Source organism: Kitasatospora sp. CB02891, assembly GCF_002803145.1.
Taxonomy (GTDB): domain Bacteria; phylum Actinomycetota; class Actinomycetes; order Streptomycetales; family Streptomycetaceae; genus Kitasatospora; species Kitasatospora griseola.
Genome location: NZ_NNBO01000022.1, coordinates 52,028 through 76,015 on the forward strand (window position 1 = coordinate 52,028; position 23,988 = coordinate 76,015).

General features: G+C 71.9%; 28 protein-coding genes. 16 read left to right on the forward strand and 12 right to left on the reverse strand.

The features are described from left to right. The first annotated feature begins 2 nt into the window (after positions 1-2). The 5 genes from CG736_RS33380 to tcmP all read left to right on the forward strand — a co-directional run bounded on the left by CG736_RS33380 (position 3) and on the right by tcmP (position 3,763). On the forward strand, positions 3-218 hold the full coding sequence (locus tag CG736_RS33380; RefSeq protein WP_100589868.1) for an MbtH family protein: 216 nt from the start codon (positions 3-5) through the stop codon (positions 216-218). A 10-nt stretch (positions 219-228) separates the two neighbouring features. Then, entirely contained in the window at positions 229-1,482 is a 1,254-nt protein-coding gene (locus CG736_RS33385; RefSeq protein WP_100589869.1) for a cytochrome P450, read from the forward strand. 20 nt (positions 1,483-1,502) lie between these two features. Then, a complete protein-coding gene (locus CG736_RS33390) occupies positions 1,503-2,258 on the forward strand; it encodes an SRPBCC family protein (protein WP_100589870.1) in 756 nt (251 codons plus the stop codon). 8 nt (positions 2,259-2,266) lie between these two features. Next, positions 2,267-2,452: a hypothetical protein gene (locus CG736_RS33395; RefSeq protein WP_100589871.1), complete on the forward strand. Its 186-nt coding sequence runs from the start codon at positions 2,267-2,269 to the stop codon at positions 2,450-2,452. A gap of 117 nt (positions 2,453-2,569) precedes the next feature. Beyond that, on the forward strand, positions 2,570-3,763 hold the full coding sequence (gene tcmP, locus CG736_RS33400; RefSeq protein WP_157815829.1) for a three-Cys-motif partner protein TcmP: 1,194 nt from the start codon (positions 2,570-2,572) through the stop codon (positions 3,761-3,763). Here tcmP and CG736_RS33405 read toward each other — a convergent pair. Together CG736_RS33405 and CG736_RS33410 are read right to left on the reverse strand one after the other, a co-directional pair. Beyond that, on the reverse strand, positions 3,753-4,499 hold the full coding sequence (locus tag CG736_RS33405) for a DUF5131 family protein (protein WP_100589873.1): 747 nt from the start codon (positions 4,497-4,499) through the stop codon (positions 3,753-3,755). The two genes, tcmP and CG736_RS33405, sit on opposite strands and share 11 nt — an antisense overlap. A gap of 526 nt (positions 4,500-5,025) precedes the next feature. Beyond that, a complete protein-coding gene (locus tag CG736_RS33410) occupies positions 5,026-5,961 on the reverse strand; it encodes a pirin family protein (RefSeq protein WP_100589874.1) in 936 nt (311 codons plus the stop codon). A gap of 175 nt (positions 5,962-6,136) precedes the next feature. On the opposite strand from CG736_RS33410, the gene CG736_RS33415 reads away from it, so the two are divergent. After that, positions 6,137-6,625, forward strand: a complete 489-nt coding sequence (locus tag CG736_RS33415) for a carboxymuconolactone decarboxylase family protein (RefSeq protein WP_369880801.1) — start codon at positions 6,137-6,139, stop codon at positions 6,623-6,625. A gap of 98 nt (positions 6,626-6,723) precedes the next feature. After that, a complete protein-coding gene (locus tag CG736_RS33420) occupies positions 6,724-7,362 on the forward strand; it encodes a DUF4291 domain-containing protein (RefSeq protein ID WP_100589876.1) in 639 nt (212 codons plus the stop codon). 96 nt (positions 7,363-7,458) lie between these two features. Here CG736_RS33420 and CG736_RS33425 read toward each other — a convergent pair whose 3' ends face one another. Both CG736_RS33425 and CG736_RS33430 read right to left on the reverse strand, forming a co-directional pair. Next, a complete protein-coding gene (locus CG736_RS33425) occupies positions 7,459-7,989 on the reverse strand; it encodes a GNAT family N-acetyltransferase (RefSeq protein ID WP_100589877.1) in 531 nt (176 codons plus the stop codon). Positions 7,990-8,227: 238 nt separating this feature from the next. After that, positions 8,228-9,004 carry an alpha/beta fold hydrolase gene (locus tag CG736_RS33430; protein WP_100589878.1) on the reverse strand — a complete coding sequence of 259 codons (777 nt, stop codon included), beginning with the start codon at positions 9,002-9,004 and terminating at the stop codon, positions 8,228-8,230. Between the two features lie 403 nt (positions 9,005-9,407). Here CG736_RS33430 and CG736_RS33435 point away from each other — a divergent pair, with 403 nt between their 5' ends. After that, positions 9,408-10,268: an S-methyl-5'-thioadenosine phosphorylase gene (locus CG736_RS33435; protein WP_100589879.1), complete on the forward strand. Its 861-nt coding sequence runs from the start codon at positions 9,408-9,410 to the stop codon at positions 10,266-10,268. 236 nt (positions 10,269-10,504) lie between these two features. Here the strand turns inward: CG736_RS33435 and CG736_RS33440 are convergent, their stop codons facing one another. Further along, the gene (locus tag CG736_RS33440) at positions 10,505-10,828 is read right to left on the reverse strand and encodes a hypothetical protein (protein ID WP_100589880.1); all 324 of its coding nucleotides are present in this window, start codon (positions 10,826-10,828) and stop codon (positions 10,505-10,507) included. Between the two features lie 354 nt (positions 10,829-11,182). Between CG736_RS33440 and CG736_RS33445 the strand changes: the two genes are divergently transcribed. Next, entirely contained in the window at positions 11,183-11,527 is a 345-nt protein-coding gene (locus CG736_RS33445; protein ID WP_100589881.1) for a hypothetical protein, read from the forward strand. Between the two features lie 172 nt (positions 11,528-11,699). Here CG736_RS33445 and CG736_RS33450 read toward each other — a convergent pair whose 3' ends face one another. Further along, positions 11,700-12,701, reverse strand: coding sequence for a Ku protein (locus tag CG736_RS33450; RefSeq protein ID WP_100589882.1), 1,002 nt, complete (start codon positions 12,699-12,701; stop codon positions 11,700-11,702). Positions 12,702-12,733: 32 nt separating this feature from the next. On the opposite strand from CG736_RS33450, the gene ligD reads away from it, so the two are divergent. After that, positions 12,734-13,633 (forward strand): non-homologous end-joining DNA ligase, encoded by a 900-nt coding sequence (gene ligD, locus CG736_RS33455; protein ID WP_100589883.1) that lies wholly within the window; start codon positions 12,734-12,736, stop codon positions 13,631-13,633. Positions 13,634-13,773: 140 nt separating this feature from the next. Here the strand turns inward: ligD and CG736_RS33460 are convergent, their stop codons facing one another. Next, on the reverse strand, positions 13,774-14,682 hold the full coding sequence (locus tag CG736_RS33460) for a GNAT family N-acetyltransferase (protein WP_232734354.1): 909 nt from the start codon (positions 14,680-14,682) through the stop codon (positions 13,774-13,776). A gap of 287 nt (positions 14,683-14,969) precedes the next feature. Then, the gene (locus tag CG736_RS33465) at positions 14,970-15,731 is read right to left on the reverse strand and encodes an alpha/beta fold hydrolase (protein WP_100589884.1); all 762 of its coding nucleotides are present in this window, start codon (positions 15,729-15,731) and stop codon (positions 14,970-14,972) included. A gap of 109 nt (positions 15,732-15,840) precedes the next feature. Between CG736_RS33465 and CG736_RS33470 the strand changes: the two genes are divergently transcribed. Next, a complete protein-coding gene (locus CG736_RS33470; RefSeq protein WP_100589885.1) occupies positions 15,841-16,632 on the forward strand; it encodes a DNA-formamidopyrimidine glycosylase family protein in 792 nt (263 codons plus the stop codon). A 73-nt stretch (positions 16,633-16,705) separates the two neighbouring features. Here the strand turns inward: CG736_RS33470 and CG736_RS33475 are convergent, their stop codons facing one another. After that, entirely contained in the window at positions 16,706-17,341 is a 636-nt protein-coding gene (locus tag CG736_RS33475; RefSeq protein WP_100589886.1) for a uridine kinase, read from the reverse strand. Between the two features lie 156 nt (positions 17,342-17,497). Here CG736_RS33475 and CG736_RS33480 point away from each other — a divergent pair, with 156 nt between their 5' ends. From CG736_RS33480 to CG736_RS38220, 3 genes are read left to right on the forward strand one after another with little or no spacing between them, the layout of a single operon-like run. Continuing rightward, positions 17,498-18,001, forward strand: coding sequence for an HD domain-containing protein (locus tag CG736_RS33480; protein WP_100589887.1), 504 nt, complete (start codon positions 17,498-17,500; stop codon positions 17,999-18,001). Positions 18,002-18,060: 59 nt separating this feature from the next. After that, on the forward strand, positions 18,061-18,234 hold the full coding sequence (locus CG736_RS38215; protein WP_232734355.1) for a hypothetical protein: 174 nt from the start codon (positions 18,061-18,063) through the stop codon (positions 18,232-18,234). Continuing rightward, positions 18,231-18,521: a dsRBD fold-containing protein gene (locus CG736_RS38220; RefSeq protein ID WP_229847972.1), complete on the forward strand. Its 291-nt coding sequence runs from the start codon at positions 18,231-18,233 to the stop codon at positions 18,519-18,521. The genes CG736_RS38215 and CG736_RS38220 overlap by 4 nt, the downstream gene beginning before the upstream one ends. 252 nt (positions 18,522-18,773) lie before the next feature. On the opposite strand, the gene CG736_RS33490 is transcribed toward CG736_RS38220, so the two are convergent. Beyond that, positions 18,774-19,052 carry a hypothetical protein gene (locus CG736_RS33490; RefSeq protein ID WP_100589889.1) on the reverse strand — a complete coding sequence of 93 codons (279 nt, stop codon included), beginning with the start codon at positions 19,050-19,052 and terminating at the stop codon, positions 18,774-18,776. A 591-nt stretch (positions 19,053-19,643) separates the two neighbouring features. Between CG736_RS33490 and CG736_RS33495 the strand changes: the two genes are divergently transcribed. After that, positions 19,644-21,524 (forward strand): M1 family aminopeptidase, encoded by a 1,881-nt coding sequence (locus CG736_RS33495; protein WP_100589890.1) that lies wholly within the window; start codon positions 19,644-19,646, stop codon positions 21,522-21,524. Between the two features lie 99 nt (positions 21,525-21,623). On the opposite strand, the gene CG736_RS33500 is transcribed toward CG736_RS33495, so the two are convergent. Next, positions 21,624-22,184, reverse strand: a complete 561-nt coding sequence (locus tag CG736_RS33500; protein ID WP_100589891.1) for a dihydrofolate reductase family protein — start codon at positions 22,182-22,184, stop codon at positions 21,624-21,626. A 268-nt stretch (positions 22,185-22,452) separates the two neighbouring features. Between CG736_RS33500 and CG736_RS33505 the strand changes: the two genes are divergently transcribed. Continuing rightward, a complete protein-coding gene (locus CG736_RS33505; protein WP_100589892.1) occupies positions 22,453-23,580 on the forward strand; it encodes a serine hydrolase in 1,128 nt (375 codons plus the stop codon). Here the strand turns inward: CG736_RS33505 and CG736_RS33510 are convergent. Then, positions 23,562-23,867, reverse strand: coding sequence for a DUF2087 domain-containing protein (locus CG736_RS33510; RefSeq protein ID WP_100589893.1), 306 nt, complete (start codon positions 23,865-23,867; stop codon positions 23,562-23,564). The genes CG736_RS33505 and CG736_RS33510 overlap by 19 nt on opposite strands. Positions 23,868-23,988 lie beyond the last annotated feature (121 nt).

A 23,988-nucleotide genomic window follows, 5' to 3' on the forward strand; every position in this document is an offset into this window, starting at 1 on the left:
CCATGACCAACCCGTTCGACGACCAGGACGGCACCTTCCTCGTGCTCGTCAACGACGAGAACCAGCACTCGCTCTGGCCGCAGTTCGCGGACATCCCCGACGGCTGGACCGTCACCCACGGCCCCGACACCCACGCCGCCTGCCTGGAGCACGTCGAGCGGGCCTGGACCGACATGCGGCCCAAGAGCCTCGCCGACGCCATGGACTCCCAGCGGTAGCGCGGCCGACATGACCACCACCGAGACCCTCGACGGGGCCCGCGACGCCGCGGGCCCCGCCCGGCCCGAGGACTTCGCGGCCGCCCTGCTCACCCCCGAAGCCCGGCGCGACCCGTACCCCCTCTACGCCCGGATGCGCCGCGAGAGCCCCGTCCACAAAAGCGACCAGGGCATCTGGTACCTCACCCGGTACGCCGACGTCGAGACGGCGCTGGGCGACCTGAGGCTGTCCAACGACCGCGACCGGATGACCCGCGCCTACGAAGCGCTCGGCGGCAACCTGAAAGCCTTCAGCCGGCTCACCGACCGGCTCGGCCGGGTGATGACCAACACCGACCCGCCGGACCACGCGAGGCTCCGCAAACTCGCCAACCGGGCCTTCACCGCCCGGCGGGTCGAAGCCCTCCGCGACAGCATCCAGCGGATCGTCGACCGGCTCGTCGACGAGGCGATCGCCGCCGGACCGGCCATGGACCTGATCGAGGCGGTCGCCGTCCCGATGCCGATGTCCGTCACCTGCGAGCTCTTCGGCATCCCGCCCGAGGACCGCCCGCAGGTCGAGACCTGGTTCCAGCGCTTCGGCCGGCTCGGCGAGGACATCGACAAGTCCGAGGAAGCGATCGACCAGTACGAGGACTACCTGTCCGGGCTCATCCGGCAACGCCGGACCGAACCCGGCGACGACCTGATCAGCGCGCTGGTCGCCACCCAGGAGCACGACGACCGGCTCACCGACTCCGAACTGCTCTCCACCTGCTTCGTCCTGATCACCGCCGGCACCGAGACGACCACTCACCTGGTCGGCAACGCCGTCCTCGCCCTGCTCCGCCACCCCGACCAACTCGCCCGGCTGCGTGCCGACCCGGGCCTGATCCGCGGCGCCGTCGACGAACTCGCCCGCTACGACACGGTGACCCAGGCGATCGTCCGGGTCGTCGCCGAGGACCTCGACATCGGCGGACGGACGCTGCGGGAAGGCGAGTTGGTGTACCTGTTCCTCGGCTCGACCAACCGCGACCCGGAGCGCTTCGAGGACCCCGACCGGCTCGACCTGTCCCGCCCCGGCAACCGCCACCTGAGCTTCGGCCACGGCCCGCACTTCTGCCTCGGCGGCCCGCTGGCCAAGCTCCAGGCGGAGGTCGCCATCGGCACCCTGGCCCGCCGCCTGCCGCACCTGCGGCTGGCCGACGAGGCAGCGCTGGACTGGCGGCCCAACCCGCTGCAACGGCGGCTGACCGCGCTCCCGCTGACCTTTCACCCATGAACGACGAAGGAGTACTTACCATGGCCAGAGAGTTCGAGGTCCGTCGGGAGCAGGACCTGCCCGGCACCCCCGAGCAGGTCTGGGACGCGGTCGCCACCGGCGCCGGAAACCGCGGCTGGCTCTACCCGATGGAGGTCGAGCCGCGCGTCGGCGGAAAGGCCACCCGGGGCGACTCCACCGTCACCGCCTGGGAACCGCCGCACCACTTCGCCGTCCGGGCGACCCAGGAGGGCGGATTCTCCAACACGCTCAGCTACCGCATCGAGCCCGCAGCTGGCGGAACGAGCCACCTGCGGATGGGAATCCACTGGGTGCACACCGGCACCGTCGATGAAGCCTGGGCCTGGGATGCCAAGTCGGACGCCGCCGAGAAGCACGTCGACTTCTACCAGCACTCCCTCGCCGAATACCTCCGGCACTTCGCCGGCCGCCCCGCCGTCTACGTCCGGGCCCAGCATCCCCGACCCACCGCCGACCCGGCCGACTTCGCCGCCCTGCGCCGACGCCTCGGCCTCGCCGACGACGCGGCCGTCGGCGACCGCTTCGCGCTCCTCGGCCCCGGTCCCGCCGACGGCTCTGTCGAGGTGGTCGTCGACTGGCTCAGCACCGACTTCGTCGGCCTGCGCGGCCCCGATGCCCTCTACCGCTTCTTCAACGGCAGCACCTGGAACGTGCCGATCTGGCTGGGCCACCACCTGTTCGCCGAGGACACCGCCGAGCAGCAGGCCGTCAAGGAGTGGGACGCCTGGCTCAACGACACCCGCACCCAAGCCTAGGACCCCCGATGGAAACACTGCTCTACGCCGCCGAACTCGTCGAGGAGAACGGCGTCTACACCCTCGTCCTCCAGGACATCAGGAAGGGAACCGTCCAGACCACCCCTGTCCCCAAGGCCATGGTCGACAAGCTCCCGACCTTCATCTCGGCCCTCGCCGCCAAACTCAACCCCGTCCCCGCACGCCGCCGCTGATGGCCCGCCCCGGCCGCCGGCCTGCGCGCCACCGCGCGCGGGTCGGCGGCCGGGGTGTCCGCCGTAGATCCTCGGCCGATACGAGGTCTTTACGCCGACGATGCAGTTCCCCCACGCTTGATCGAGCACCGCCTGACATGTGCCACCGGTCGTGAAGGGGGACGGATGTCGAACGGCACCTCGGGGGAGTACTGGCACGCGCCCGCTCTGCCAAGCGTGTTCAAGCACTCGCTGCTCAGCCGCTACATACCCAAGTTCGGGGGAATGACGGGGTCGAAGAGCGGTGGCGAGGTCGTGTACTTGGACGGCTACGCGGGCGAAGGCCGGTACGAGAACGGCGAGTCCGGATCGGTCGACACAGTCCTGAGGATCGCCGCGGACCACCAGGCCAGGGCCGCGGTCCGCTGGACGTGCTTCTTCGCCGAGCGGTCGGCCTCCTCCTTCGCCCGGCTCGAAGCGCTCGTCGGCGAGTACCGAAGCCGGGGCGTCGACGCCCGCGCCTTCCACGGCGACGTCCTCGGACTGCTGGACGAGGTCCTGAAAACCGCGACCGGGCGGCCGCTCTTCCTCTTCCTCGACCCCTGCGGGCTGGGACTGCCGTTCACCACCCTCGTCGACGTCCTGGCGCGGCGTCGAAAGGAGACCTGGCCGCCGACCGAACTGCTGCTCAACTTCAGCATGGTGGCGGTGCGCCGCATCGGTGGGAACTCCACCTCCGACAAGGGAAACGAACGCACCAACGAACGCCTGGACGAAGTCTGCGGCGGGCGCTGGTGGCGGGAGCACTTCGCCGCCGGTTACAGCCGGGACGCCGACGACAGGGTCGCCGCCGAATACTGCGAACGCCTCGGAGCGGCCACGGGCATGCACACCGTCTCCGTCCCGGTCACCAAGGCCCCCGGCCAGAAAGCGGTCTACAACCTCGTGTTCGGAACCCGGAGCAACCACGGGCTGTGGGCCTTCGGCGACGCGCACTCCCGTGCCCGCGACAGCTGGTGGGAAGGACTGGAGCTCAGGGAGGAGGAGGACGCGCTGTTCTCCACGTCGAGCCTGCAACGCCCCGACCCGACGGAGATCCACCAACAGGCGATCCCGGCGATGGCCGAGAACATCGCCGAACTGCTGCGCCCGGGACGGCCCTTCAAACTCGTCGAACACACGGCAGCGGTCTTCGGGGAGTTCTACGGCCAGGTACCCGAGACGGTGGCCCGCAAAGCGGTCAAGCATCTGCGGACGGCGGGCGGGACGCCGAGCGACGGCACCGGCTCACCGGTCCACAACCTTCGGGTGCTCCCGCCGATCAGACCGTGAGCGGCAGCGGCATCTGATCCCACGTCCGGCCGTCCAGCAGCCGGCCGCCGGCCTTGGGTGTGCGCCCGCCCCACTGCTTGAAGAAGAACGCCACGTCCTCCCGCAGGCAGGCGTCGCGCACGCCCAGGGCCCACTCCTCCTGCATCGGCCGATGGCCCGGCCCCGACTCCCCGCCGACGATCACCCAGTCGATGCCCGCCAGGTTCAGATCCTCCAGCGGGCCGAGCAGCGGCTCGCAGGACAGGAACCGCACGGCCGCGGGAACGGCGCGCAGATCGTCGACCCGATCCAGCTCCGCCGCGCTCTCCACGGAGACTCCGACCCACACGTTCGGCGGCCACTCCAGCCGGTCCGCCACGCGGCGCAGGCGACGGGCCCGCTTGGTCAGCACCTGATAGGTGTGCTGCGGGGTGTCGGCCATCACCGCGAAGACCCGACGTGCGAAATCGAGCGGCACCTTCGCATGGAACAGGTCCGACATCGAGTTCACGAACACGGTGCGCGGTCCCCGCCACCCGTACGGCACGGACAGCGCGTCCGGATGGAGCGTCAGGCCGAACCCGGGGCCGGACGTCCGAGGGTCACCGTCCACCTGGTACTTCGCCGTGCCCATCGCCTTGAGCCGCTTCGCCAGCGTCAGTGCATAGCAGTTGTCGCAGCCGGCCGAGACACGGTCGCATCCGGTGGTCGGATTCCATGTCGCCTCCGTCCACTCGATCCCGCTCCGATCGCCCACCGCCCGCTCCCTTGCCCCGCTGCCCCTGACCGACGCCGCGGACAGTCACCCGACGTCGCCTACCTTCCTCCGCGGGCGCACCCGATGTCGAACCAGCAGGCCAGAGTGCCGCTTGCCGGTCGGCTCCGGCGCCCGCTGCCGCGGCACCACCATCCAGGAGCGCGAGGGCAGAGCCCGGGCGATGGCCCGCCGACGGTCCTGCCGAAGGCCGGCTGCGAGGGGCGAAAGGCCGCCGAACGGGGCGAGCCGCCGTGCCGACCCGGCCGCCGGCGCCGGCGGGCTCACGTCCGCCACCTGCGGGTTGTGGCGGCTGATGGTCCGTCAGAAAAGTCAGCAAAAGGTCAGCATTCATCCACCCGAACCCTGCAAAACGGGCCCACAGATGGGAATCGACGAGGCGGTGACGGTCCTCGGTGAGACCTCCGCCGGAGCCGGTCGCGGGCCTCCCGGAGCTGCCGCCGGGGCTGGCCGCAGGTGCCTCCCAGCGCCTACGGCCAGGGCTGCGCCGAGGGGGAGTTATCGCAGGTCAGAGGCGGTTTCCGCGCGCCTTCAAGGCCACGTTCGGAAGCTCCGGGGCGGGCAGTCGGTCGCCCGGGTAACCCTGGACTTCGCCGAAGCGAACCCCCTTCTCCCAGTCGATTCGTGCTTGTACGATCTCCTCACTGGATCGGCCGATAAAGTTCCACCACATGACGATCTCCTCCTCGAAGGGGGTGCCGCCGAGGAGGACGAGGCGGGCGGGGGTGGGGGAGGGGTTGGTGAGGGTGAGGGTGGTGGGGCCGGCGGGGAGGAAGCCGAGGTCGGCGGGGTGCAGGGGGGTGCCGGCGAAGGTGATGTCGCCCTGGTCGACGAGGAGGCCGTGTTCGAAGGCGGGGTCGACGTCGAGGGTGAGGGTGGCGCCCGGGGCGAGGGTGATTTCGGCGCCGAGGAGCGGGCTGAAGGTGGGGACGGGGGAGGTGTCGCCGGCCAGGGTGCCGAGGAAGACGCGGGCCTCGCCGCCGTCGAAGGTGACGGCAGTCGGGACGTGGTGGTGGAAGTCCCGGGCGGTGTGGCGGTGTTCGTCGGGGAGGGCGACCCAGAGCTGGACACCGTGCAGGATGCTGGTGGCGGCCGTGGAGGTCTCGGAGTGGGCGATGCCGTGACCGGCCGTCATGAGGTTGAGCTCGCCGGGGCGGACGAACGCGTGCACGCCGAGGCTGTCGCGGTGCTCGATCTCGCCGCTGAACAGCCAGCTGACGGTCTGTAGTCCGATGTGCGGGTGCGGGGCGACGTCCATGCCGCCGGTGGTGGCGACGTCGTCGGGGCCGTAGTGGTCGATGAAGCACCAGGCGCCGATCAGGGTGCGCTCGCGCTGGGGGAGGGTGCGACGGACGGTCATCGCGCGCGGTCCGCCGAGCGGGACGTCCCGCGGTGGGAGAACGCGGACGGTGGCCGGGCGGGGCCTGTTCTCGGCGGTGCTCATGGTGGTGCTCCCTCCCGTGCCGTCCGGAAGCCGGGGCTTCCGTGCGACTCGTTCCGCTCGTTTCACGTGTTCTGATTGTCCTGCGCGCGCGGCAAATCGTTTCAGCTTCAACTATTATGGAGCGTATCGTCCGACAAACACCAGCGCGTAGGCGGAGGAGCTCAAGGTGACCGAGGTGGCGACCATCACGACCGGCCGGCGGGTCTACATCGACAAGCAGCACCCGCAGGTCTTCCGGGCCATGCTCTCCACCGCCGAGACGGTCCGCGTGGCCGGCGCGGAGGCAGGCCTCGACCGCCGTCTGGTCGAACTGATCAACCTGCGGGTCTCGCAGCTCAACGGCTGCGCCTACTGCCTGGACCTGCACACCAAGGCCGCGCTGCAGGCGGGCGAGAGTGTGCAGCGGCTCGGCGTGCTGAGCGCCTGGCGTGACACCGAGGTGTTCGACGAGCGCGAGCGGGCCGCCCTGGCGCTGGCCGAGGCGACCACCCACCCCGCCGACTCCACCGCCCAGGAGGCGGCGTACGCGCAGGCCCGGGCAGTGTTCGGGGACGAGCAGATCTCCGCCGTGATCTGGGTCGCCGTCACCATCAACGCCTTCAACCGCGTCTCGATCCTGAGCAAGCACCCGGTCCGGCCTGCCCGCGTGCCCGCCAAGGGCTGACGGTCCGTCGGCACGGCAAGCCCCCTGCGAACAGCCGCCCGGCCGCCGGACCGGAAAATGCGTGGCCGGTGGGCCCGGGTGGATGGCAGGGTCGGAGGATGGCTCAGCAGCCCAGCTCGCCCCGACAGCCGTCGTCCCGGCACTCGCCGCGCGGCCCCGCCGCGTCCGGGCAATCGTCCGAACTGCACGCGGTGCGCGCCGACTTCGACGACAGCACGATCGTGGTCTACCAGGCGTACGCGCCGGCCATTGCCGAACCCGCGCTGCGCGCCGGGCGGTTCGTGGCACCGTTCTCGTTCCGGCGGATGACCTGGATCAAGCCCTCGCTGCCCTGGCTGCTGCACCGCAGCAACTGGGCCACCAAACCGGGGCAGGAACGCATCCTGGCCGTCCGGATCACCCGCCGGGGCTGGGAACGGGCCCTGGCGGCAGCCGAGTTGACCACCGGGGACCAGCAGCGCCTGGCGGCGGCCGAGGTGCACGTCCAGTGGGATCCGGAGCGGTCGTTGCGCGGGGCGGCGCTCAACCACTACAGCATCCAGGTCGGCCTGGGGCGGGAGACCGTCCGCACCCTCGTCGACGAGTGGATCGTCTCCCTCACCGACCTCACCCCGCAGATCCGGCGCGCCGCCGAGCTGGTCCGCGTCGGCCGCACCGAACAGGCCCGCCGGCTGCTTCCCGACGAGCGCCGCTACCCGCTGCCCGCCGACCTCGCCGCGCGCCTCTGCCGAGTCTGAAAGCCCGCCGAAACCCGCCCGGGCGGGGCGGGAGGTCGGCGGTGCGGGCGGCGGCGGTGCGGGCGGCGGCGGTGCGGTGAGGGGCGGGGCGGGGGATCAGGGCAGGTCGGCGGGGCGGATCCGGTACACCTGCAGGTTCAGGTCGTAGTACTTGGTGGTCTCGCCGACCCAGCGCATCCCGAGCCGTTTCGCCACCGCGTGCGCCCGTTCGTTCTTCGGCCGGGCCACCGCGAAGATCTCCTCGACGTCCTTGGTGAACGCCCAGTGCAACAGGGCCAGGCCCGCCTCGGTCGCGTACCCCTGGCCCCAGGCGTGCGGGGCGAGCTGCCAGGTGATCTCCAGGTCCTCCTCGTAGGGCGGCAGCGGACGGATGCCGAACCCGCCGACCACCTTCCCGTCCTCCCGGCGCTCCACCGCCCAGCGCCCGCGCGGCGGCAGCAGCCCGGGCTGCTCCTGCGCCCAGGCCTGCAACACCGTCCGCATCGCGTCGACGTCGGTGACCCGGGCCATCGCGGGCGTCAGCCAGCGGGCGACGTCCGTGGAGCCGTACACGGCCAGCGCGTCCTCGGCGTCGTCGGGCGTCCAGTCGCGGACGACGAGCCGATCAGTGGTCAGGCTGATCCCCATGGCCGGGTCCTCCCTCATACGGTTGGCGGACGTCTCCTCCCCCGGAGTGTGCGCCCCCGGCCCGCCCTCGTCGAGCCGGAGAACCGGCCCGCACCGCCCGTCATCGACCGGTCACCCAGCCGCCGGCTCCGCACGGCCGAGGCGCGTGTCCGGCCGTCCCGCCGGGGCGGGTTCAGCGGCGGCCGACGGGCCTACTGGGGCGGGTTCAGCGGCGGCCGGCGGGCCTACCGGGACGGGCTCAGCGGCGGCCGGCGAGCGGAATGCACACGCCGTCCGAACCGCCGGCCTCCACGGCCAGTGCGGTGCCGATCTCCTCGGGCAGTGCCGCCAGGCCCAGCAGGGCCAGCGCCAACCCTGCCGCGGTGCGATGCCAGTCGCCGGCCCGGCGCATCAGGGTGTGGCCGCTGCCGAACACCCGGTAGCCGGCCACCCGCGCGCCGTGGTCGCGGGCCCGCAGCGCGAACAGATCGGTGTCCGCAGGCGGCGTCACCCGGTCGCGGTCGCCGTGCAGCATCAGCACCGACCGGCCCCGCAGGTGCTCGGTCGGCTCGTCCCGCGGACACCACGGCGCCAGCGCCACCACTCCCTGCACACACGGGTGGGCGGCCGCCCGCAGCGCCGCCCGGCCGCCCATCGAATGCCCGATCAGCACCGTCGGCACCGGCCCGAGCGTCTCCGCCAACTCCGCCAGCGCCGCCTCCGCGTCACGCGCGGCGTCCGCGCGCTCACCGTTCCAGCCACGGCAGCGGTAGTGCACCGTGCCCACCGCCAGCGACCGGCCCGCGTCCCCGCCCGGACCGTGCTGGACCGCCCGCTCCACGGCCCGCGCGAACGGGCGCATCCGCAGGCCCGGCAGGTTCAGGGCCGGCACCGGCTCCGGGCCGAACTCCCGCCCGCCGTGCAACACCAGCACCGCCGCGTCCGGCGCCGGCGGCCGCACCCGCCACGACAGTGCCCGGTGCGCCGCCCCCGCCCCGACACCGCCGGAGTGCACCGCCAGCCGCCCGTCGTTCATCACACCGTCCCGTCACCGCGCCGACCTGGGCTGCCACTGTACGCGGACGCCACCACCGACCGGGAGCGCACCTACCGCACGACGCCCGCGCACACGGGGCAGGCGACGGTCGGATGCGCGGAGTGTTCGGCCGTCGGGCAGGCGGAGCGTTCGGCCGCCGGGCACGGGGAGTCGAAAGGGATGCCGAAGGGATGCCGAAGGGACGCCGAAGAGATGCCGAAGGGAGGTCGAAGGTGAGGCGAAGCGGTCAGGTCCGGTGCGGGACGCCGGGCCTGACTGCTCGTAGGGTGGCACCGTGCCCACGGCGGGACGCACGCCCGCCGGACGGCACCCCAGCCGCAGACCCGCCGGGCGCGCCGGGCCGTGCCGGGCCCGCGTTCGACCGGCAGAGCCTAGGAGAGCCATGGCCGACGTCCACCCGCCCCGCACCGACGGCGCCCCGACCGCCGAACTCGGCGTCATCGGCGGATCCGGGCTGTACGCGCTGCTCGACGACGTCACCGAAGTGCGCGTCGAGACGCCCTACGGGCCGCCCAGCGACGCCCTGTTCATCGGCGAGGCAGCCGGCCGGCGGGTCGCCTTCCTGCCCCGTCACGGCCACGGCCACCGGCTGCCGCCGCACCGCATCAACTACCGGGCGAACCTGTGGGCGCTGCACTCGCTCGGGGTGCGTCAGATCGTCGGCCCGTGCGCCGTCGGCGGGCTGCGCCCCGAGTACGGTCCCGGCACGCTGCTGGTGCCCGACCAGTTCGTCGACCGCACCTCCGGCCGGGTGCAGACCTACTACGACGGCCGGAGCCTTCCCGACGGCTCGATGCCGGAGGTGGTGCACATCCCGATGGCCGACCCCTACTGCCCCGACGGCCGGAACGCCGCGCTGGCCGCCGCCCGCTCGCTCGCTTGGGAACCCGTCGATGGCGGCACCCTGGTGGTGATCGAGGGACCGCGCTTCTCCACCCGCGCGGAATCCCGCTGGTTCACTGCCAACGGCTGGTCGGTGGTCGGCATGACCGGCCACCCCGAGGCCGCGCTGGCCCGCGAACTCGGCCTCTGCTACACCTCGTTGACGCTGGTCACCGACCTCGACGCCGGGGTGGAGACCGGCGAGGGCGTCACCCACGCCGAGGTGCTGGAGGTCTTCGCCCGCAACGTCGACCGCCTGCGCAGCGTCCTGTTCAAGACCCTGGAATCGCTGCCCGCCACCCGCGACTGCCTCTGCTCGCACGCCCTGGACGGCGTGGAGACCGGCCTGCCCGGGGTCTGACGCCGGCCGCTGCTCCGACGGCTCGGGCCGTCGAGTCCGCGGCCCGTTCCGGTGGCATCGGGCGCGCATCGGGCCCTGCGACGTCGATCGGCCGACGCCCGTCGTTCTGCGGCGGTGCGTCGGCCGATCACGTTCGTTGCGCGGGCGGTGCGCCCGCCATCAGGGTCCCTCGCCGGCGGCTCCGCTCGTTGTCGACCCTGCCCGTTGTCGATCCCGGCCGCTGCCGGCCCCGCCCGCTATCGATTCCGGGCGCGCCGAGTGAAGCGTGCCAGCGCCAGCAGGACCGCCAGCGCCGTACCCCAGGCCGCCACCACGGCGACCAGCAGCGCCGGTGCCCGTAGCGCCACCGCCAGTCCCAACAGTCCGAACGACACGGCCAGACAGCATGCGATCACCGCGACCACTGATCGTGGCCTGGCGACCAGCGACCGTCGAAGCCGTGCCAACCTCGCCGGTCGCATCGTGCGCAGCTCGCGTTCCAGCTCCAGATCGCTCCCCAGCTCGGCCTCGATCTGATGAAGGATCAGGAGCTCACGCGGGGAGAGTGCCGGTCCGTCCATCAACCACCTCCGCGCCGCCAGGCAGGCGCGACCGGCGTCCCCTGCCGGCGCGTCCCTACGTCCCAGGTAGGAACAGATCTGCCCGCTGGACGCCGGTTCTAACATGCGAACGTCGGGCCGAACCGCCGTGCTAGCAATGGCGTTTCGTCCCCGGACGACCCATTTGCCCCGCGCGCCGCGCCCATCCCATCGGCCTCCGTCGCACCTCTCCCGGCAGCTCGTGCACGGCCGGTGCGACGGCGCGCGACGTGCACGGGAAGAACCGATTCGCCACCGGGCCCCCTCACTACGGTGGTGCGCGCCGGACCGGACCCGCCGATTCCGGCGCCCGATCGGAAAGGCCGTACCACCCCCATGCACCTGCGTCACACGGCTGCCGCCGCCGTCGCCTCGCTCGCCCTGCTGTTCGCCACGCCATGCCCCGCCGCCGCGGCCGTCGGCGAATTCCGGTACACCTACTACGACGACTTCGGCAACCGCACATCGGGCGTCCTCGTCGACCCGGACAGCCGGGACTGCCACACCCTCCCCGAGGTCGCCGACCCCGACACCACCGAACCCGCCTTCGCGCCGCAGAACCTCACCAGCGCCACCGCCACCATGTTCACCGGCCCCGACTGCGACGGTGACTACTACTCGCTCCGCCCCGGCGGCCGCGCCTCCGACCGCCTCAAGCTCCGCTCCGTCGTCTTCTCCTGATCCGCGGTCCCGTCCGCACCGCACCGCCGCGCAGCCTCGCCCCAGCCGGGGCTGCGCGCCCGGAGCCGTGTCTGCTCGCTGTCCCCGGAATCGCCGGAGTTCCGTTGCACCCGGGAGGTGTGGGAGCCCGGGGAGTTCCGGGGCTCCCGGGAGGTGTGGGACCGACGGGGCGTCAGGACGCCTTGCGTGCGGCGGACTTCTTCGCCGCGGCCTTCTTGGTGGGCGTCGGCGCCTTGGCGGTCTTCTTCGCCGCCGCCCCGCTCCGGCCTGTCGCTGCCTTCCGGGTACGCTTCGCGGCATCGTCGCCCGTCGACGCACCCGCGTCTGTCGCCTCGGCGTCCGCCCCCGACCCGGCAGCGGCCCGACCGCCCTTCGCGCCCCGGCCGTGCTCGCCCTTGGCAGCCTTGACGCTGCTGCGCAGCACCGCCATCAGGTCGATCACCTCGGCCTCGCCGCCCTCGGCCTGCTCCTCCAGATGAGGGGCCTCCACCCCGGCCAGCTTGGCGTCGATCACCTCCTGGAGTGCCAGCTGGTACTCGTCGTGAAGCGCGGACAGGTCGAAGTCCTCCGACAGCGTGTCCATCAGCGAACGCGCCATCTTCAGCTCCTGCGGACGGACCGTCACCTTCTCGTCCGGCGCCATCCCCTGCGCCGAGCGGACCTCGTCCGGCCACAGACAGGTCTGGAGCACCAAGGTGTCCTCGTGCACCCGCAGGACCGCCAGCGACTCCCTGGTCCGCATGGTCACCTTGGTCACCGCGATCTGCCCCGACTCGCGCAGCGCGTCCCGCAGCAGCACGTACGGCTTCGCCGGGGCCTTGTCGGCCGTGGCCACGTAGTAGGCCTTGGAGAACATCAGCGGGTCGATCGACTCGGCGGGGACGAACGCCAGCACGTCCACCACCTTCTTGCTCGGCAGCGGCAACTCCGCCAGGTCCTCGTCGTCGAGCACCACCTGCCGACCGTCCGGGGACTCATACCCCTTGGCGATCTCGCTGTACGGAACCTCCTTCTCCTCCGCCTCGCAGAACCGCTTCAACCGGATGCGTGAGCCGTCCTTCGCGTGCACCTGGTGCAGAGCGGGGCCGCTGTGCTCCTCGGTGGCGGCATACAGCTGGACCGGCACGCTGACCAGCCCGAACGTGATGACGCCTTTCCAGGTGACCTGTGGCATGGCAAGGCCCTTTCGCGGGGATTTCCCACGGTATGCCCGAGCGACAGGTCACGGAAGTCGAGGGCCGCCGCCTGGTCCTCTCCCACCTCGACAAGGTCCTGTGGCCCGCCACCGGGTGGACCAAGGGCGAAGCGCTCTACTACTACGCGCAGATCGCCCCCGCGATGCTGCCGCACCTGCGCGGCCGCGCCGCCAGCTTCCTGCGCTTCCCCTCCGGGATCGGCGAGGAGGGGTTCTTCGCCAAGAACCCGCCACCCGGCCTGCCCGCCTGGGTGCACACGGTGACCGCACCCAGCCACGAAGGACCGAAGCAGCGCGTCGCCGTGGACGACCTGCCGACACTGATGACCGTCGCCAACGGTTACGCCCTGGAGCTGCACGTCCCGCAGTGGACCGCCGAGAGCGGACCCGACGCCCACGACCGCCTGGTCGTCGACCTCGACCCCGGACCCGGCGCCGACCTCACCCACTGCTGTCAGGTCGCGCTGCTGATCCGTGAAGCCCTTGCCGCCGACGGCCTGGTCTGCCGGCCCAAGACCTCCGGCAGCAAGGGACTGCACCTCTATGCCGCGCTGCGCCCAGCCCCCGCCCGGCAGGTCGGCGACTACGCGCGCGCCCTCGCCGAACGCCTCGCCCGTGAGCACCCCGCCCTGGTCGTGTCCCGGATGACCAAGGCGCTGCGCCGGGGAAAGGTGTTCGTCGACTGGTCGCAGAACGCGACGGCGAAGACCACCGCCGCGCCCTACACCCTGCGCGCCACCAGCGTTCCCGGGGTGTCGGCCCCGGTGAGCTGGAGCGAGGTCGAGCAGTGCACCGACCCGGCCGAACTGACCTTCAGCCCGGAGGAGGTGCTCGACCGGTTCGCCGAACAGGGCGACCCGCTGGCCGATCTGCTCAGCGACGACCAGGCGCTGCCGGACCGCGACGGCTGATCCGAGCGGTCGATCGACAGGGGCTGCCGACCGGCCGGGACGGCCTGCTTACGGTGGGTCCGTGGACCTGTGGGCTCGCAGACCCGTGGGCCTGCTGGTCCGTGGGCCCGGCGAGCGCGGGCGCGGGCGGTGATGCGGTGTCAGGACGTGGCGGTCTCCGCGGCAGGTTCGGCGATCAGGGCGGTGGCGATGCGGCGGAAGCCGACGCTCTCGTAGATCCGGGCCACGGAGTCGTCGCTCGCGGACAGGAAGAGCGTGCGTATCCCGGTGGCCCGGGCGTGCTCGACCAGGTGTGCGGTGACTCGGCGCGCCAGGCCCTGCCGTCGCAGGGACGGGAGCGTCGCCACCGCGACGATCTCGCTGACCCCGCCGACCGGCTGGTGGCAGCCGGAGGCGGTGGCCTGACCGTCCGGCCCGACCGTCGCGGCGATGACCGTGCGGCCGGCTTCCATTCGCCCGATCATCCGCGTCACCAGACCGTCAGCCATCGCCGTCCTGGTTGCCTCGGCCAGCTGCTCCAAGCCGGCCTCGCCGACCGTGGTGCCGGGCTCGGCGAAAGCGAGGTGCGGAACGGCGACGGCGCTCGGCAGCAGCGGGTCGTCGGTCGTCAGCACTCGGACCTCCGGGCCGTCCTCCGCCGCCGGAGCGGCGGTCGACGGGCCGTCGAGCTCCAGGACCAGCAGCGGGTGCTCGTGCACCTCCAGGCCGGAAGCCTCGACTGCGGCGCGGAGACCCGGCGAAGTCTCGTGCACCCACTCGAAGCTCTCCGGTGCGCCCAACTCGCGCTGGCGGGCCCGGACCAGGTCGACGTCGGCCGCGGTGAACGGCCCGTTGCCGCCCAGGGTCGGGCGCCCGTAGTAGTGCCAGCCCGGCCCCGTGCGGACGAACAGGGTGAGCGGGCCGTGTTCCTCGGCGGTCGCGGAGAACCGGGGAACGGCGTCGTAGAACTCTTCGAGCCGGGCCAGGACGGCCGCCGGCCCGCCGGCCTCCCCCTCAGGGGTGGGGGTGACGTCGGTGTCGTGCAGGGTGTTGCGCATCGTGCCGTCCAAGGGTGTGGTGCGTCCTCTCGTGGAGGTTGATCATGCGGAATCAAATCAGCGCGATCGGACGCGTGCATCCGTTTTTTCGAACCCTTCGCACGGCCCGTTCGATCCGACTGACCGGTGTGGTTGTCCAATGCCGAATCGGTTCTGCGATGCAGAGATTGGCCAAGTGAGGTGCGGAAGCGAGGCGCAGGGGCCTCCCGCGGGTGGCTGCGAGCGGGCTCCGAGGTCCGAACAGAGTGCTGGAGTTCACCCGAGGGAGGGAATTCGGATAGTGCGCCGCTGACGTGCCGTCAGGCCTTCCACACTTCGCCGAGGTGGGCGATCAGCAGCTCTGCCACCTCGGCCGGGCGCTCCAGAGCGGGCAGGTGGCCGGCCCAGGGGAGTTCGCGGTACTCGCCGGCCGCCAGCGCAGCCGCCGTGTCGACGGCGATCCGGCGGAAGTCGTCCACGTCGTGCCTGCCGCCGAAGACCAGTGCGGGGGCGACGGCGTTGCGCAGGTCCACCTCGATCTCGGTCGGGTGGATCTCCTCCTCGGGCGCGAGCTGCACCTCGTACGCGTTGCGCTGCATCAGCCGGACCTTGGCCTTGGCGGTCTCGTCCGCGTCCGGCCCGAGCCAGGTGTCCACCATCAGCTCGACCGCCTCGTCCAGCCGGCCGGACTCGACCAGGTCGACCTCCCGCTCGCCCAGCTCCACCAGCTCGGCGCTCGGTTCGTGCGTCGAACTGCCCGGGCAGAGCAGCGTCAACGAGTGCACGCGCTCCGGGCGCAGGGCCGCGAACTGCGCGGCCAGGTTGCCGCCGAAGGAGGCGCCGACGAGGGAGACCCGGTCGATGCCGAGCTCGTCGAGCAGCTCTTCCAGGTCGGTCAGGTTGCTGTACGGCGCGTCCGCGCAGGGGGTCTCCCCGAAACCGCGGAAGTCGCACCGCACGACTCGGTACCCGGCCTCGCGCAGTGCGTCCCACTGGCCGTCCCACATCCGCCGGTCGCAGACGGAGGAGTGCAGCAGCAGTACGGCGGGGCCGGTGCCGGCCACCTCGTGAGTGATCGTCATCGAGCCAACCTAGAACAGCGGCGTGCCGCCCGACCAGGGAATTTCCTGTCGGCAGACGGGCGGGAGCAGGCCGGGACGCGGTGTCCGTGGCGGGCGGCATGATGGGGGAGTGCCCGAAGGAGACAGCATCTACCTGGTCGCCACCCAGCTCAACCACGCGCTCGCCGGCGGGGTCCTGACGGTGGCGGACCTGCGCGTGCCCGCCCACGCCACCGCCGACCTCACCGGCCGCCGGGTGCTGGAGACGGTGCCGCGCGGCAAACACCTGCTGACCAGGTTCGAGGGCGGCGTGACGCTCCACACCCACCTGCGGATGGACGGCCGCTGGCAGGTGTTCCGGCCCGGCGAACGCTGGCGCAGCGGGCCCGCGTTCCAGATCCGGGCGATCCTCGGCACCGAACAGGGCACCGCGGTCGGCTACCGGCTGCCCGTGGTGCAACTGCTGCGCACCGCCGAGGAAGCCCGGGTGGTCGGCCACCTCGGCCCCGACCTGCTCGGCCCCGACTGGGACGTCGCAGAGGTCCGCCGCCGCCTGCTCGCCGCCCCGCAACGCCCGGTCGGAGCGGCGCTGTTGGACCAGCGGAACCTGGCAGGCATCGGCAACGTGTACGCGAACGAACTCAGCTTCCTGGCCGGAGTCACCCCGTGGCTGCCGGTCGCCGAACTGCCGGACCTGGACCGGCTGCTGCACCGGGCCCACCAGCTGCTGGACGCCAACAAGCTGCGGCACGGCCACGTCACCACCGGCGACACCCGGCCCGGCTGCCAGAACTGGGTGTACGGCCGGGCCCGCCGCAACTGCGTGCGCTGCGGGACACCGATCCGCACCGGCACCCACGCACAGGACCGCACCGCGTACTGGTGCCCGCGCTGCCAGCGCGGTCCGGCGCCGACCGGCTGACAGCGCCGGTCGATCGCCGCTGCCGGGCGGCGGTCGGTTGTTGCCGCTGTCGGGCGCGGGCGGCCGAGGAGTGTCAGTCCTGCTCGACCAGGGCCGGGTGGCGGGGGTCGTCCACCCGGACGGTGAGGTCGGCGAGCGCGGCCGGGTCGGTCTCGGTGCGGTAGCGCTCGTGGGCGGACAGCGTCCAGTGCAGGTCGGCGGGCGTGCGGCGGGCGAGCGCGGCGGAGGACTGGGTGAGGTGCACGGTCAGTTCGAACGGCAGCCAGCGGCCGAGCAGGAACGGTCCGTCCAGCAGCAGCACGCCGCGCGGCGGCAGCTGAAGGTAGCGGGCCCGGGTGGAGCGGTCGGTCGCCGGATCCCAGAAGGTGGGCAGGATCCGGCCGCCCGCGCCCGGCTCCAGCGGGTCGAGGACCTCGCGCAACAGCGCCCCCTCGTCCAGCCACAGGTCGTGAAAGGCGTCCGGATCCTGCTTGCCGTACTCGAAGCGGACCGAAGCCGGACGAAGGAAGTCCCCCGCCGACACCCGCTGCACCGGCCGGCCGAGCAGCCGCAGCGGCTCCACGAGCGCGTCCGCCAGTTCCCCGGGCCGGGCGGCGGCCGCACCGTCGACCGCCACCCGCAGGCGGCGGTCCGAGTCGCCGGGCAGCTGGTGGATCCGCTTCGCGAGCAGGTCGACCAGGCGTTCCGGGGAGATCGGGGTCACCCGCACCGGACCTCGCCGGGCAGCTGGTGGATCCGCTTCGCGAGCAGGTCGACCAGGCGTTCCGGGGAGATCGGGGTCACCCGCACCGGACGATCACTTCCTTCCGTCGAACGGACTATATTTTCCGACACCTGATCGTCGCTCATCCAGGGGGGACTCACCGTGCGTTCGCCGACCCTCGCCGAAGTGGACGCCCTCGCCGCCCGTGCACACGCCGGACAGCACGACCGGATCGGCGTCCCCTACATCGAACACGTCCGCGCGGTGGCGGCGGGCGTCGCCGCGTTCGGCACCGGCCTGCAGATGGCCGCGCTGCTGCACGACGTGCTGGAGGACACCCCGACCCGCGCCGACGACCTGCTCGCCGCCGGCATCCCCGTCGCCGTGGTCGCGACCGTCCGCCGGGTCACCCGGGAACCCGGGACGGACTACCGGACGATGCTGCTCGACATCGTCACCGACCACGCCGCCACGCTCGTCAAGATCGCCGACAACGCCCACAACTCCCGCGCCGACCGGTCCGCCCGGCTGACCGAGGCCGACCGCGACCGGCTCGCCGCGCGCTACCGCGATGCCCGCGCCGTCCTGTGGCCCGCCGTCGCCGAAGCCGACCTGCGGACCGTGCTGGCCGCCGTCAACCCCGCGTTGCTGGCCGAACTCGACTGAAACGTTCGGCAGGAGCAGGCTGGAGGGAGTAGTGGGGGCCCGACAGCGAGGAGCCCAGGATGTCCGAGATGAACGACAGGCTCAACGACAAGGCGCAGCGCGACGAGGACGACATCCGCGCCGCAGACCCCCTGGAAGGCATCACCTCCGACCAGAACATGCGTGCCTGGGAGGAACCGCCGGCGGAGGGCGAGCGGCTCGCCGAGCCGCCCCAGCAGGAGGAGCAGCGGTGAGCGCCCGAGCCGCGGTGCCCGAACCGCACACCACCGACTGGTCCGTACGCCTGCGGCTGGTCGAGGTCGGCGACCTCACCCAGGCGCACGCCGTCCTCGACACCGGTGTCAACCTGATCGAGGTCGACGCCGAGGCCCACCGCAGCGCCCAGGACCCCGCCGACCCGGCGATCGGCGACGAACTCGCCGTCGGCCGTGCCCTGGCCGCTCTCGGGCAGCAGCTGATCCACCGCGGCTCCACCGCCGCCGAAGCCGTCGAATCCGCGCGCCGTCGCGACACACCGTGATCACCGATCGGCGCGCCGGCACCCCGTGTGCCGGTGCGCCGGCGTGTTCGGGCGTCCGCGTCGCGACGGGCCGGGTGACTGTGGCAGCCCGTGGCAGCCCGTAGCTGCGCGTGACCGTGTGCAGCCGCGTGCGGGGCCTGTGCAACTGCGTGCGGGGCCGGGCAGGGCGAAGCCGAACGGGAAGAGCCGGATCCGGGCAGCCCGGAACCCGGGTCGCGGCACAGCCGACTGCGCGACCCGGGTTCGGCGGAGTCAGGACTGCGGGGCGGTCGCGCCGCCGCCCGTCTTCACTGCCTCCACCATGTGCTGATGCACCTCGCGCGCCGCCGCCTCGTCGGCCGCAGTCACCGGGCTGCCCTCCACGGTGAACCAGTCGAGTGCCCCGCTGTACTGCACCGTCAGTCGCGCCTCGCCCTCGATCCACATGGTGTGCACCGTGAGATCGCCGGTGATGACGCCGATCTCCACGGTCTTCACTCCACCGTGGCCGGACAGAATGCCCTGCGTGGTCCAGGTTGCCCAGGTGTTCACAAACCCGCTCCCATCCGCCGCCCTCAGGCCGCTCGGTCCCGACCCCACAGGTACCCAACCCGTGGCGACCGTCTTCCACTGTCACCCGGAAGGCCGAAAACCGCCCCCCGAGCGGGTGCGCCGCCAACGGCACCGGGTCGGGGGCAGCGCCTCGACCGCCCGGAGAGCGAACGCGGCACCGCCTTCCGCCCCGGAGGCACGCCGACGCGCCGTGCCGCACCCGCAACGCCCCGCGCCGCCGGAAGCCCTCTCCTGCGCCGCCGAACTGCGCTTCCCGGGCGACACTGTTCCCGGAGGGCCCGTCGCCCGCGTCACCGAAGCGATCGACGAACTCGACCCGGCCCCGCGCAGCGCCTGCGGCAGGAGTCCCCGGCGCCCGCGCGGGCGCAGTCGGTTTCCGACCCCGGACGGGGCGCCGACCCTCGGCGCTTCGGCGGGATTTTGCCCAATTGAGGCGCATTCCACGGAGGTTGATGGCAGGTGGGGCGCCGTAACGATCTATGGCATGCACCTATCAATTCTGAGAGTTTGCTGGCAATCTGCCCCTCGGCCCAGGGCCCCCACAGACCCTGGCGACCGAGAGGAGCACCGATGAGCGACAGACTCCGCGTCCTCGCCACCCGCGCCGCCGCGCTGCTGAGCACCACCGTGCTCGTTGCGGCCGGCACCGCGACCCTGACCGCCGCCACCGCCCAGGCCTCACAGGGCAACGGTGTTACGGCGGCCGCGAGTTGCACAGCGACCCAGGTGGTGGCGAACGGCGGATTCGAGTCCGGCACCACGCCGTGGACTTCGTCCAGCGGCGTGGTCACCAGCGGGGGAGGCCAGAGCGCCCACGGCGGAACGTTCTTCGCCTGGCTGAACGGCTACGGGTCGGCCCACACCGACTCGCTGGCCCAGACCGTCACCCTGCCCGCAGGCTGCACCAGCGCCAGCCTCAGCTTCTGGCTGCACGTGGACACGGCCGAGACCAGCAAGACCACGGCGTACGACAAACTCACTGCCAAGATCGGCACCACCACGCTCGCCACCTACTCCAACCTGGATGCGGCGGCCGGCTATGCGAAGAAGACCTTTGACGTGTCCGCCTACGCCGGACAGACCGTCAGCATCTCGTTCAGCGGCGTCGAGGACTCCGGACTGCAGACCAGCTTCGTGCTGGACGACGTGGCGCTCGACGTCTCGGGCGGCGGCACCACTCCGCCGCCCACCGACGCCACCCGCACTCCCGCGCCCACCGGGTACACCGTCAACCTGACCAGCGACGCCAGTGGCGCCAACTGGTCCGGTCATCAGAGCATCGGCTTCACCAACCCCTCGGCAACCCCGCTGACCGAGGTGTACCTGCGGCTGTGGGACAACTACCACGGCAGCTGCCCCACGACGCCGATCACCGTCAGCAACCTGACCGGCGGCACCGCCGCTGCGCTCACCGTCGGCTGCACCGCGCTCAAGGTCACCCTGCCCGCGCCGCTCGCCCAGGGTGCGGGCGGCAGCGTCGGCTTCGACCTGTCCATCGCCGTCCCCTCCGGCGCGGACCGGTTCGGACGCGACGGATCGTTCAACTTCATCGGCAACGCCCTGCCCGTGCTCGCCGTCCGTGACGCGGCCGGCTGGCACCTCGACCCGTACACCAACAACGGCGAGTCGTTCTACACGCTGGCGTCGGACTACACGGTCGCCCTCGACCATCCGAGCAGCCTGCTCGTGCCCGCGACCGGCACCTCGGTGGACACCCCCGGCAGCAGCGGACGGACCGTCACCACCGCCACTGCCAAGAACGTCCGCGAATTCGCCTGGGCGGCCGGTCCGTTCACCAAGATCTCCGGGACCTCGCCGGGCGGCGTCGCCGTCAACGTGTACTCCGTCAGTGGCATCAGCTCCTCCAGTGCGCAGTCCATGCTGACCACCGCCAAGTCCGCCGTCGACTCGCACGCCGCACGCTTCGGCGCCTACCCCTACGGCGAACTGGACGCGGTGATCGACAACAACTTCTGGTTCGGCGGCATGGAGTACCCCGGCTTCGTGCTCGACCTGGTCTCCACCACCGCCCTCACCCACGAGATCGGCCACCAGTGGTGGTACGGCATCGTCGGCGACGACGAGTACAACAGCCCCTGGCTGGACGAGGCGTTCACCGACTACGCCACCGACCTCGCCCTCGGAAGCTCCGGCACCAACTGCTGGAGCAGTGTCTCCTGGGCCTCCTCCGCCGAGAAGATCACCAACTCGATGGCCTACTGGGACGCCAACTCCTCCCGGTACTCGACGGTCATCTACGGCTACGGCAAGTGCGCCCTGCACGACCTGCGTCGCACCATCGGTGACACCGCGATGACCACGCTGCTGCACGACTACGCGGCAGCACACTGGTACGGGGTGTCCACCACCGCCGAGTTCAAGGCCGCCGCGCAGGCCGCGACGACCGTGGACCTGACGTCCTTCTGGACCCAGCACCGTATCGAAGGCTGAGCACCGGCCGTCGGCCCCGCTCGCCCGGACCTCCACCGGGCGGGCGGGGTCGGCGTGCCCCGTTTCCGGAGCAGGCACCTGGTCGTGGAGCGCCGCGTGTCAGGGGCGCCGGTATTTGAGCATGGTGACACCGCTGTCGAAGGTGTGGCTTTCGGCGAGGACCAGGTCGGTCCGGGTGTCGGACGGCGGGAACAGTGGTCGGCCGCGGCCCAGGACCACCGGGTGGACGTACAGGCTGTATTCGTCGATCAGGTCGAGCCGCCGCATCTCGGCGGCGAGGACGGCGCCGCCGACCGCGAGGTCGGATGCGGAGGCGGCTTTGAGGGCGGTGATCGCCTGAGGGTCGACGGCGCGGGCGATCGTGGTGTTCCAGTCGGCGTGGGTGAGCGTGCGGGAGAAGACGGTCTTCGGCATGTCACGCCAGATGCGGGAGAACTCGACCATGGGCGGGGTGGCGGCCGGATCCTGGTCGGCGGTCGGCCAGTAGTCCGCCATCAACTGGTAGGTGACGCGGCCGTCGAGGAAGCCGCTCATTGCTGCCAGCCGGTGGTTGAAGTGCTCGTGCAACTGGTCGTCGACCAACTGCCAGCCGAGATCGCCGCCCGGGCCCTCGAAACAGCCGTCGAGTGACACGGACATCATCAGGACGAGCTGGGACACCACTGCCTCCCGGGACGTGTGCGATCAGTGTGGTGTTTGCCAACATACCCGGGTGATCGGGCGACGTCATCGGCATCGATGCTCGCGATTGCGGAAATCTCCTGTTGGTGGATGTCGGGGTCAACCGATCGGCTGATGGGCCATCAACTGATCGGTGAGGAACGGATAGCCGAATGTCATGAGAAGGCGTCGCGGCGGCCGGGCACACTCCGGACACCACGGAAAACAGAAGGCGCGGAGGTCGCGCCGGAGTTGGAAGGAGATCACCATGCGTGAACTGCAGAGCATGCTGGAGCGCCGGGTCGCGGACGGCACGGTGGCGGGCGCGGTGGCGTTGGTGGAGCGCGGAGGGGCGACGGAGGTCGCCACGGCGGGCGATCTGAGCAGGGAGTCCCTGGTCCGGATCGCGTCGATCGGGAAGCCGATGACGGCCGCCGCAGTGCTGCAACTGGTCGACGACGGCGTCTTCGGTCCGGACGACCCGGTCGAGCACTGGCTGCCGGAGCTCGCCGATCGGCAGGTGGTGCGAACACCGCAGTCCCCGGTCACCGACACCGTGCCGGCCGCGCGACCGATCACGGTGCGGGATCTTCTCGAGTCCCGGGCGGGGTACGGCTTTCCGGCGGACTTCTCCCTGCCGGCGGTGGTCCCGTTGACGGACGAGCTGCTCCAAGGACCGCCCCAGCCCCAGAAGGTGGTGCCACCGGACGAGTGGCTGGCGATGCTGGCCCACATCCCGATGCTCCATCAGCCGGGCGCGGCGTGGCTGTACAACATCTGCTCGGACCTCCAGGGTGTGCTGGTGTCGCGGGCGACCGGACAGCCGCTCGACGAGGCGCTGGCAGAGCGGCTGTTCGAACCGCTGGGGATGGTGGACACGGGCTTCTCCGCACCATCGGGCGAGGCCGGCCGGCTCGGTCCGCTGTACCGGCCGAACCCGGACGGGACGCTGACCGTGACGGACCCGCCGGGCGGCCAGTGGAGCACACGGCCGGCGTTCCCGTCGGGGGCCGGTGGCCTGGTGTCGAGCCTGGACGACGTCCTCGCGTTCCAGCGGATGCTGGTGTCCGGCGGCCGGGCCAAGGACGGCAGGCACGTCCTGTCCGAGGGCGCGGTCTGGCAGATGACCACCAACTACCTGACGGAGCGGCAGCGTGCGCACAGCGAGCTGTTCCTGGAGGGCCAGGGGTGGGGCTACGGCGGATCGGTGGACGTGGAGCGGCGCGAGCCGTGGAACGTGCCCGGCCGGTACGGCTGGGTGGGCGGCACCGGAACGGCGGCCCACCTGGTCCCGATGACCGGGCTGGTGACGATCCTGCTCACCCAGCGGGCGATGACCAACCCCTCCCCGCCGCCGCTGATGCGGGAGTTCTGGCGCTATGCGGCGGGCGGCTGAGCAGCCGGGCCGGCGGGAGCCCCGGCCCGGCGGTAGCTGGACCCGTCGCGGGTGCGGGTCAGCAACTGAGCCTCGATCAGATAGCGGCGAAGCATGGAGGTGTCGGTATGGACGGTGAGTAGCGCCTCATTGACCTCACGCTCACTGTACGAACGGTCGGGCTCGAACAGGGACTGCGCGAGATGGTCGAGCAGGGCGGTGCGACGGGCCGGCTTGCGCGGAATGGACGTCAGACGGCCATCGGTGAAGAAGGCGGCAAGGGCGGTCGGCGTTTCATTGGCGGACATGGACGCAAAGCCTCGCAGGGCGATCGCCGGGCGGACAACCGGATTTCGGCGCGGGACGCCGGCCACGGGCCGACGTCCCCGGCAGAGGAGGATATGCATGCGCAGGACGAACGGATGGCGC

Bases quoted from the DNA above. Each gene is read 5' to 3' on its own strand.
- CG736_RS33380 (WP_100589868.1), top strand. From the start codon at position 3: ATGACCAACCCGTTCGACGACCAGGACGGCACCTTCCTCGTGCTCGTC.
- CG736_RS33385 (WP_100589869.1), top strand. From the start codon at position 229: ATGACCACCACCGAGACCCTCGACGGGGCCCGCGACGCCGCGGGCCCC.
- CG736_RS33390 (WP_100589870.1), top strand. From the start codon at position 1,503: ATGGCCAGAGAGTTCGAGGTCCGTCGGGAGCAGGACCTGCCCGGCACC.
- CG736_RS33395 (WP_100589871.1), top strand. From the start codon at position 2,267: ATGGAAACACTGCTCTACGCCGCCGAACTCGTCGAGGAGAACGGCGTC.
- CG736_RS33410 (WP_100589874.1), bottom strand. From the start codon at position 5,961: ATGAGCACCGCCGAGAACAGGCCCCGCCCGGCCACCGTCCGCGTTCTC.
- CG736_RS33420 (WP_100589876.1), top strand. From the start codon at position 6,724: ATGGCTCAGCAGCCCAGCTCGCCCCGACAGCCGTCGTCCCGGCACTCG.
- CG736_RS33425 (WP_100589877.1), bottom strand. From the start codon at position 7,989: ATGGGGATCAGCCTGACCACTGATCGGCTCGTCGTCCGCGACTGGACG.
- CG736_RS33430 (WP_100589878.1), bottom strand. From the start codon at position 9,004: ATGAACGACGGGCGGCTGGCGGTGCACTCCGGCGGTGTCGGGGCGGGG.
- CG736_RS33435 (WP_100589879.1), top strand. From the start codon at position 9,408: ATGGCCGACGTCCACCCGCCCCGCACCGACGGCGCCCCGACCGCCGAA.
- CG736_RS33440 (WP_100589880.1), bottom strand. From the start codon at position 10,828: ATGGACGGACCGGCACTCTCCCCGCGTGAGCTCCTGATCCTTCATCAG.
- CG736_RS33445 (WP_100589881.1), top strand. From the start codon at position 11,183: ATGCACCTGCGTCACACGGCTGCCGCCGCCGTCGCCTCGCTCGCCCTG.
- CG736_RS33450 (WP_100589882.1), bottom strand. From the start codon at position 12,701: ATGCCACAGGTCACCTGGAAAGGCGTCATCACGTTCGGGCTGGTCAGC.
- ligD (WP_100589883.1), top strand. From the start codon at position 12,734: ATGCCCGAGCGACAGGTCACGGAAGTCGAGGGCCGCCGCCTGGTCCTC.
- CG736_RS33465 (WP_100589884.1), bottom strand. From the start codon at position 15,731: ATGACGATCACTCACGAGGTGGCCGGCACCGGCCCCGCCGTACTGCTG.
- CG736_RS38215 (WP_232734355.1), top strand. From the start codon at position 18,061: ATGTCCGAGATGAACGACAGGCTCAACGACAAGGCGCAGCGCGACGAG.
- CG736_RS33495 (WP_100589890.1), top strand. From the start codon at position 19,644: ATGAGCGACAGACTCCGCGTCCTCGCCACCCGCGCCGCCGCGCTGCTG.
- CG736_RS33505 (WP_100589892.1), top strand. From the start codon at position 22,453: ATGCGTGAACTGCAGAGCATGCTGGAGCGCCGGGTCGCGGACGGCACG.
- CG736_RS33510 (WP_100589893.1), bottom strand. From the start codon at position 23,867: ATGTCCGCCAATGAAACGCCGACCGCCCTTGCCGCCTTCTTCACCGAT.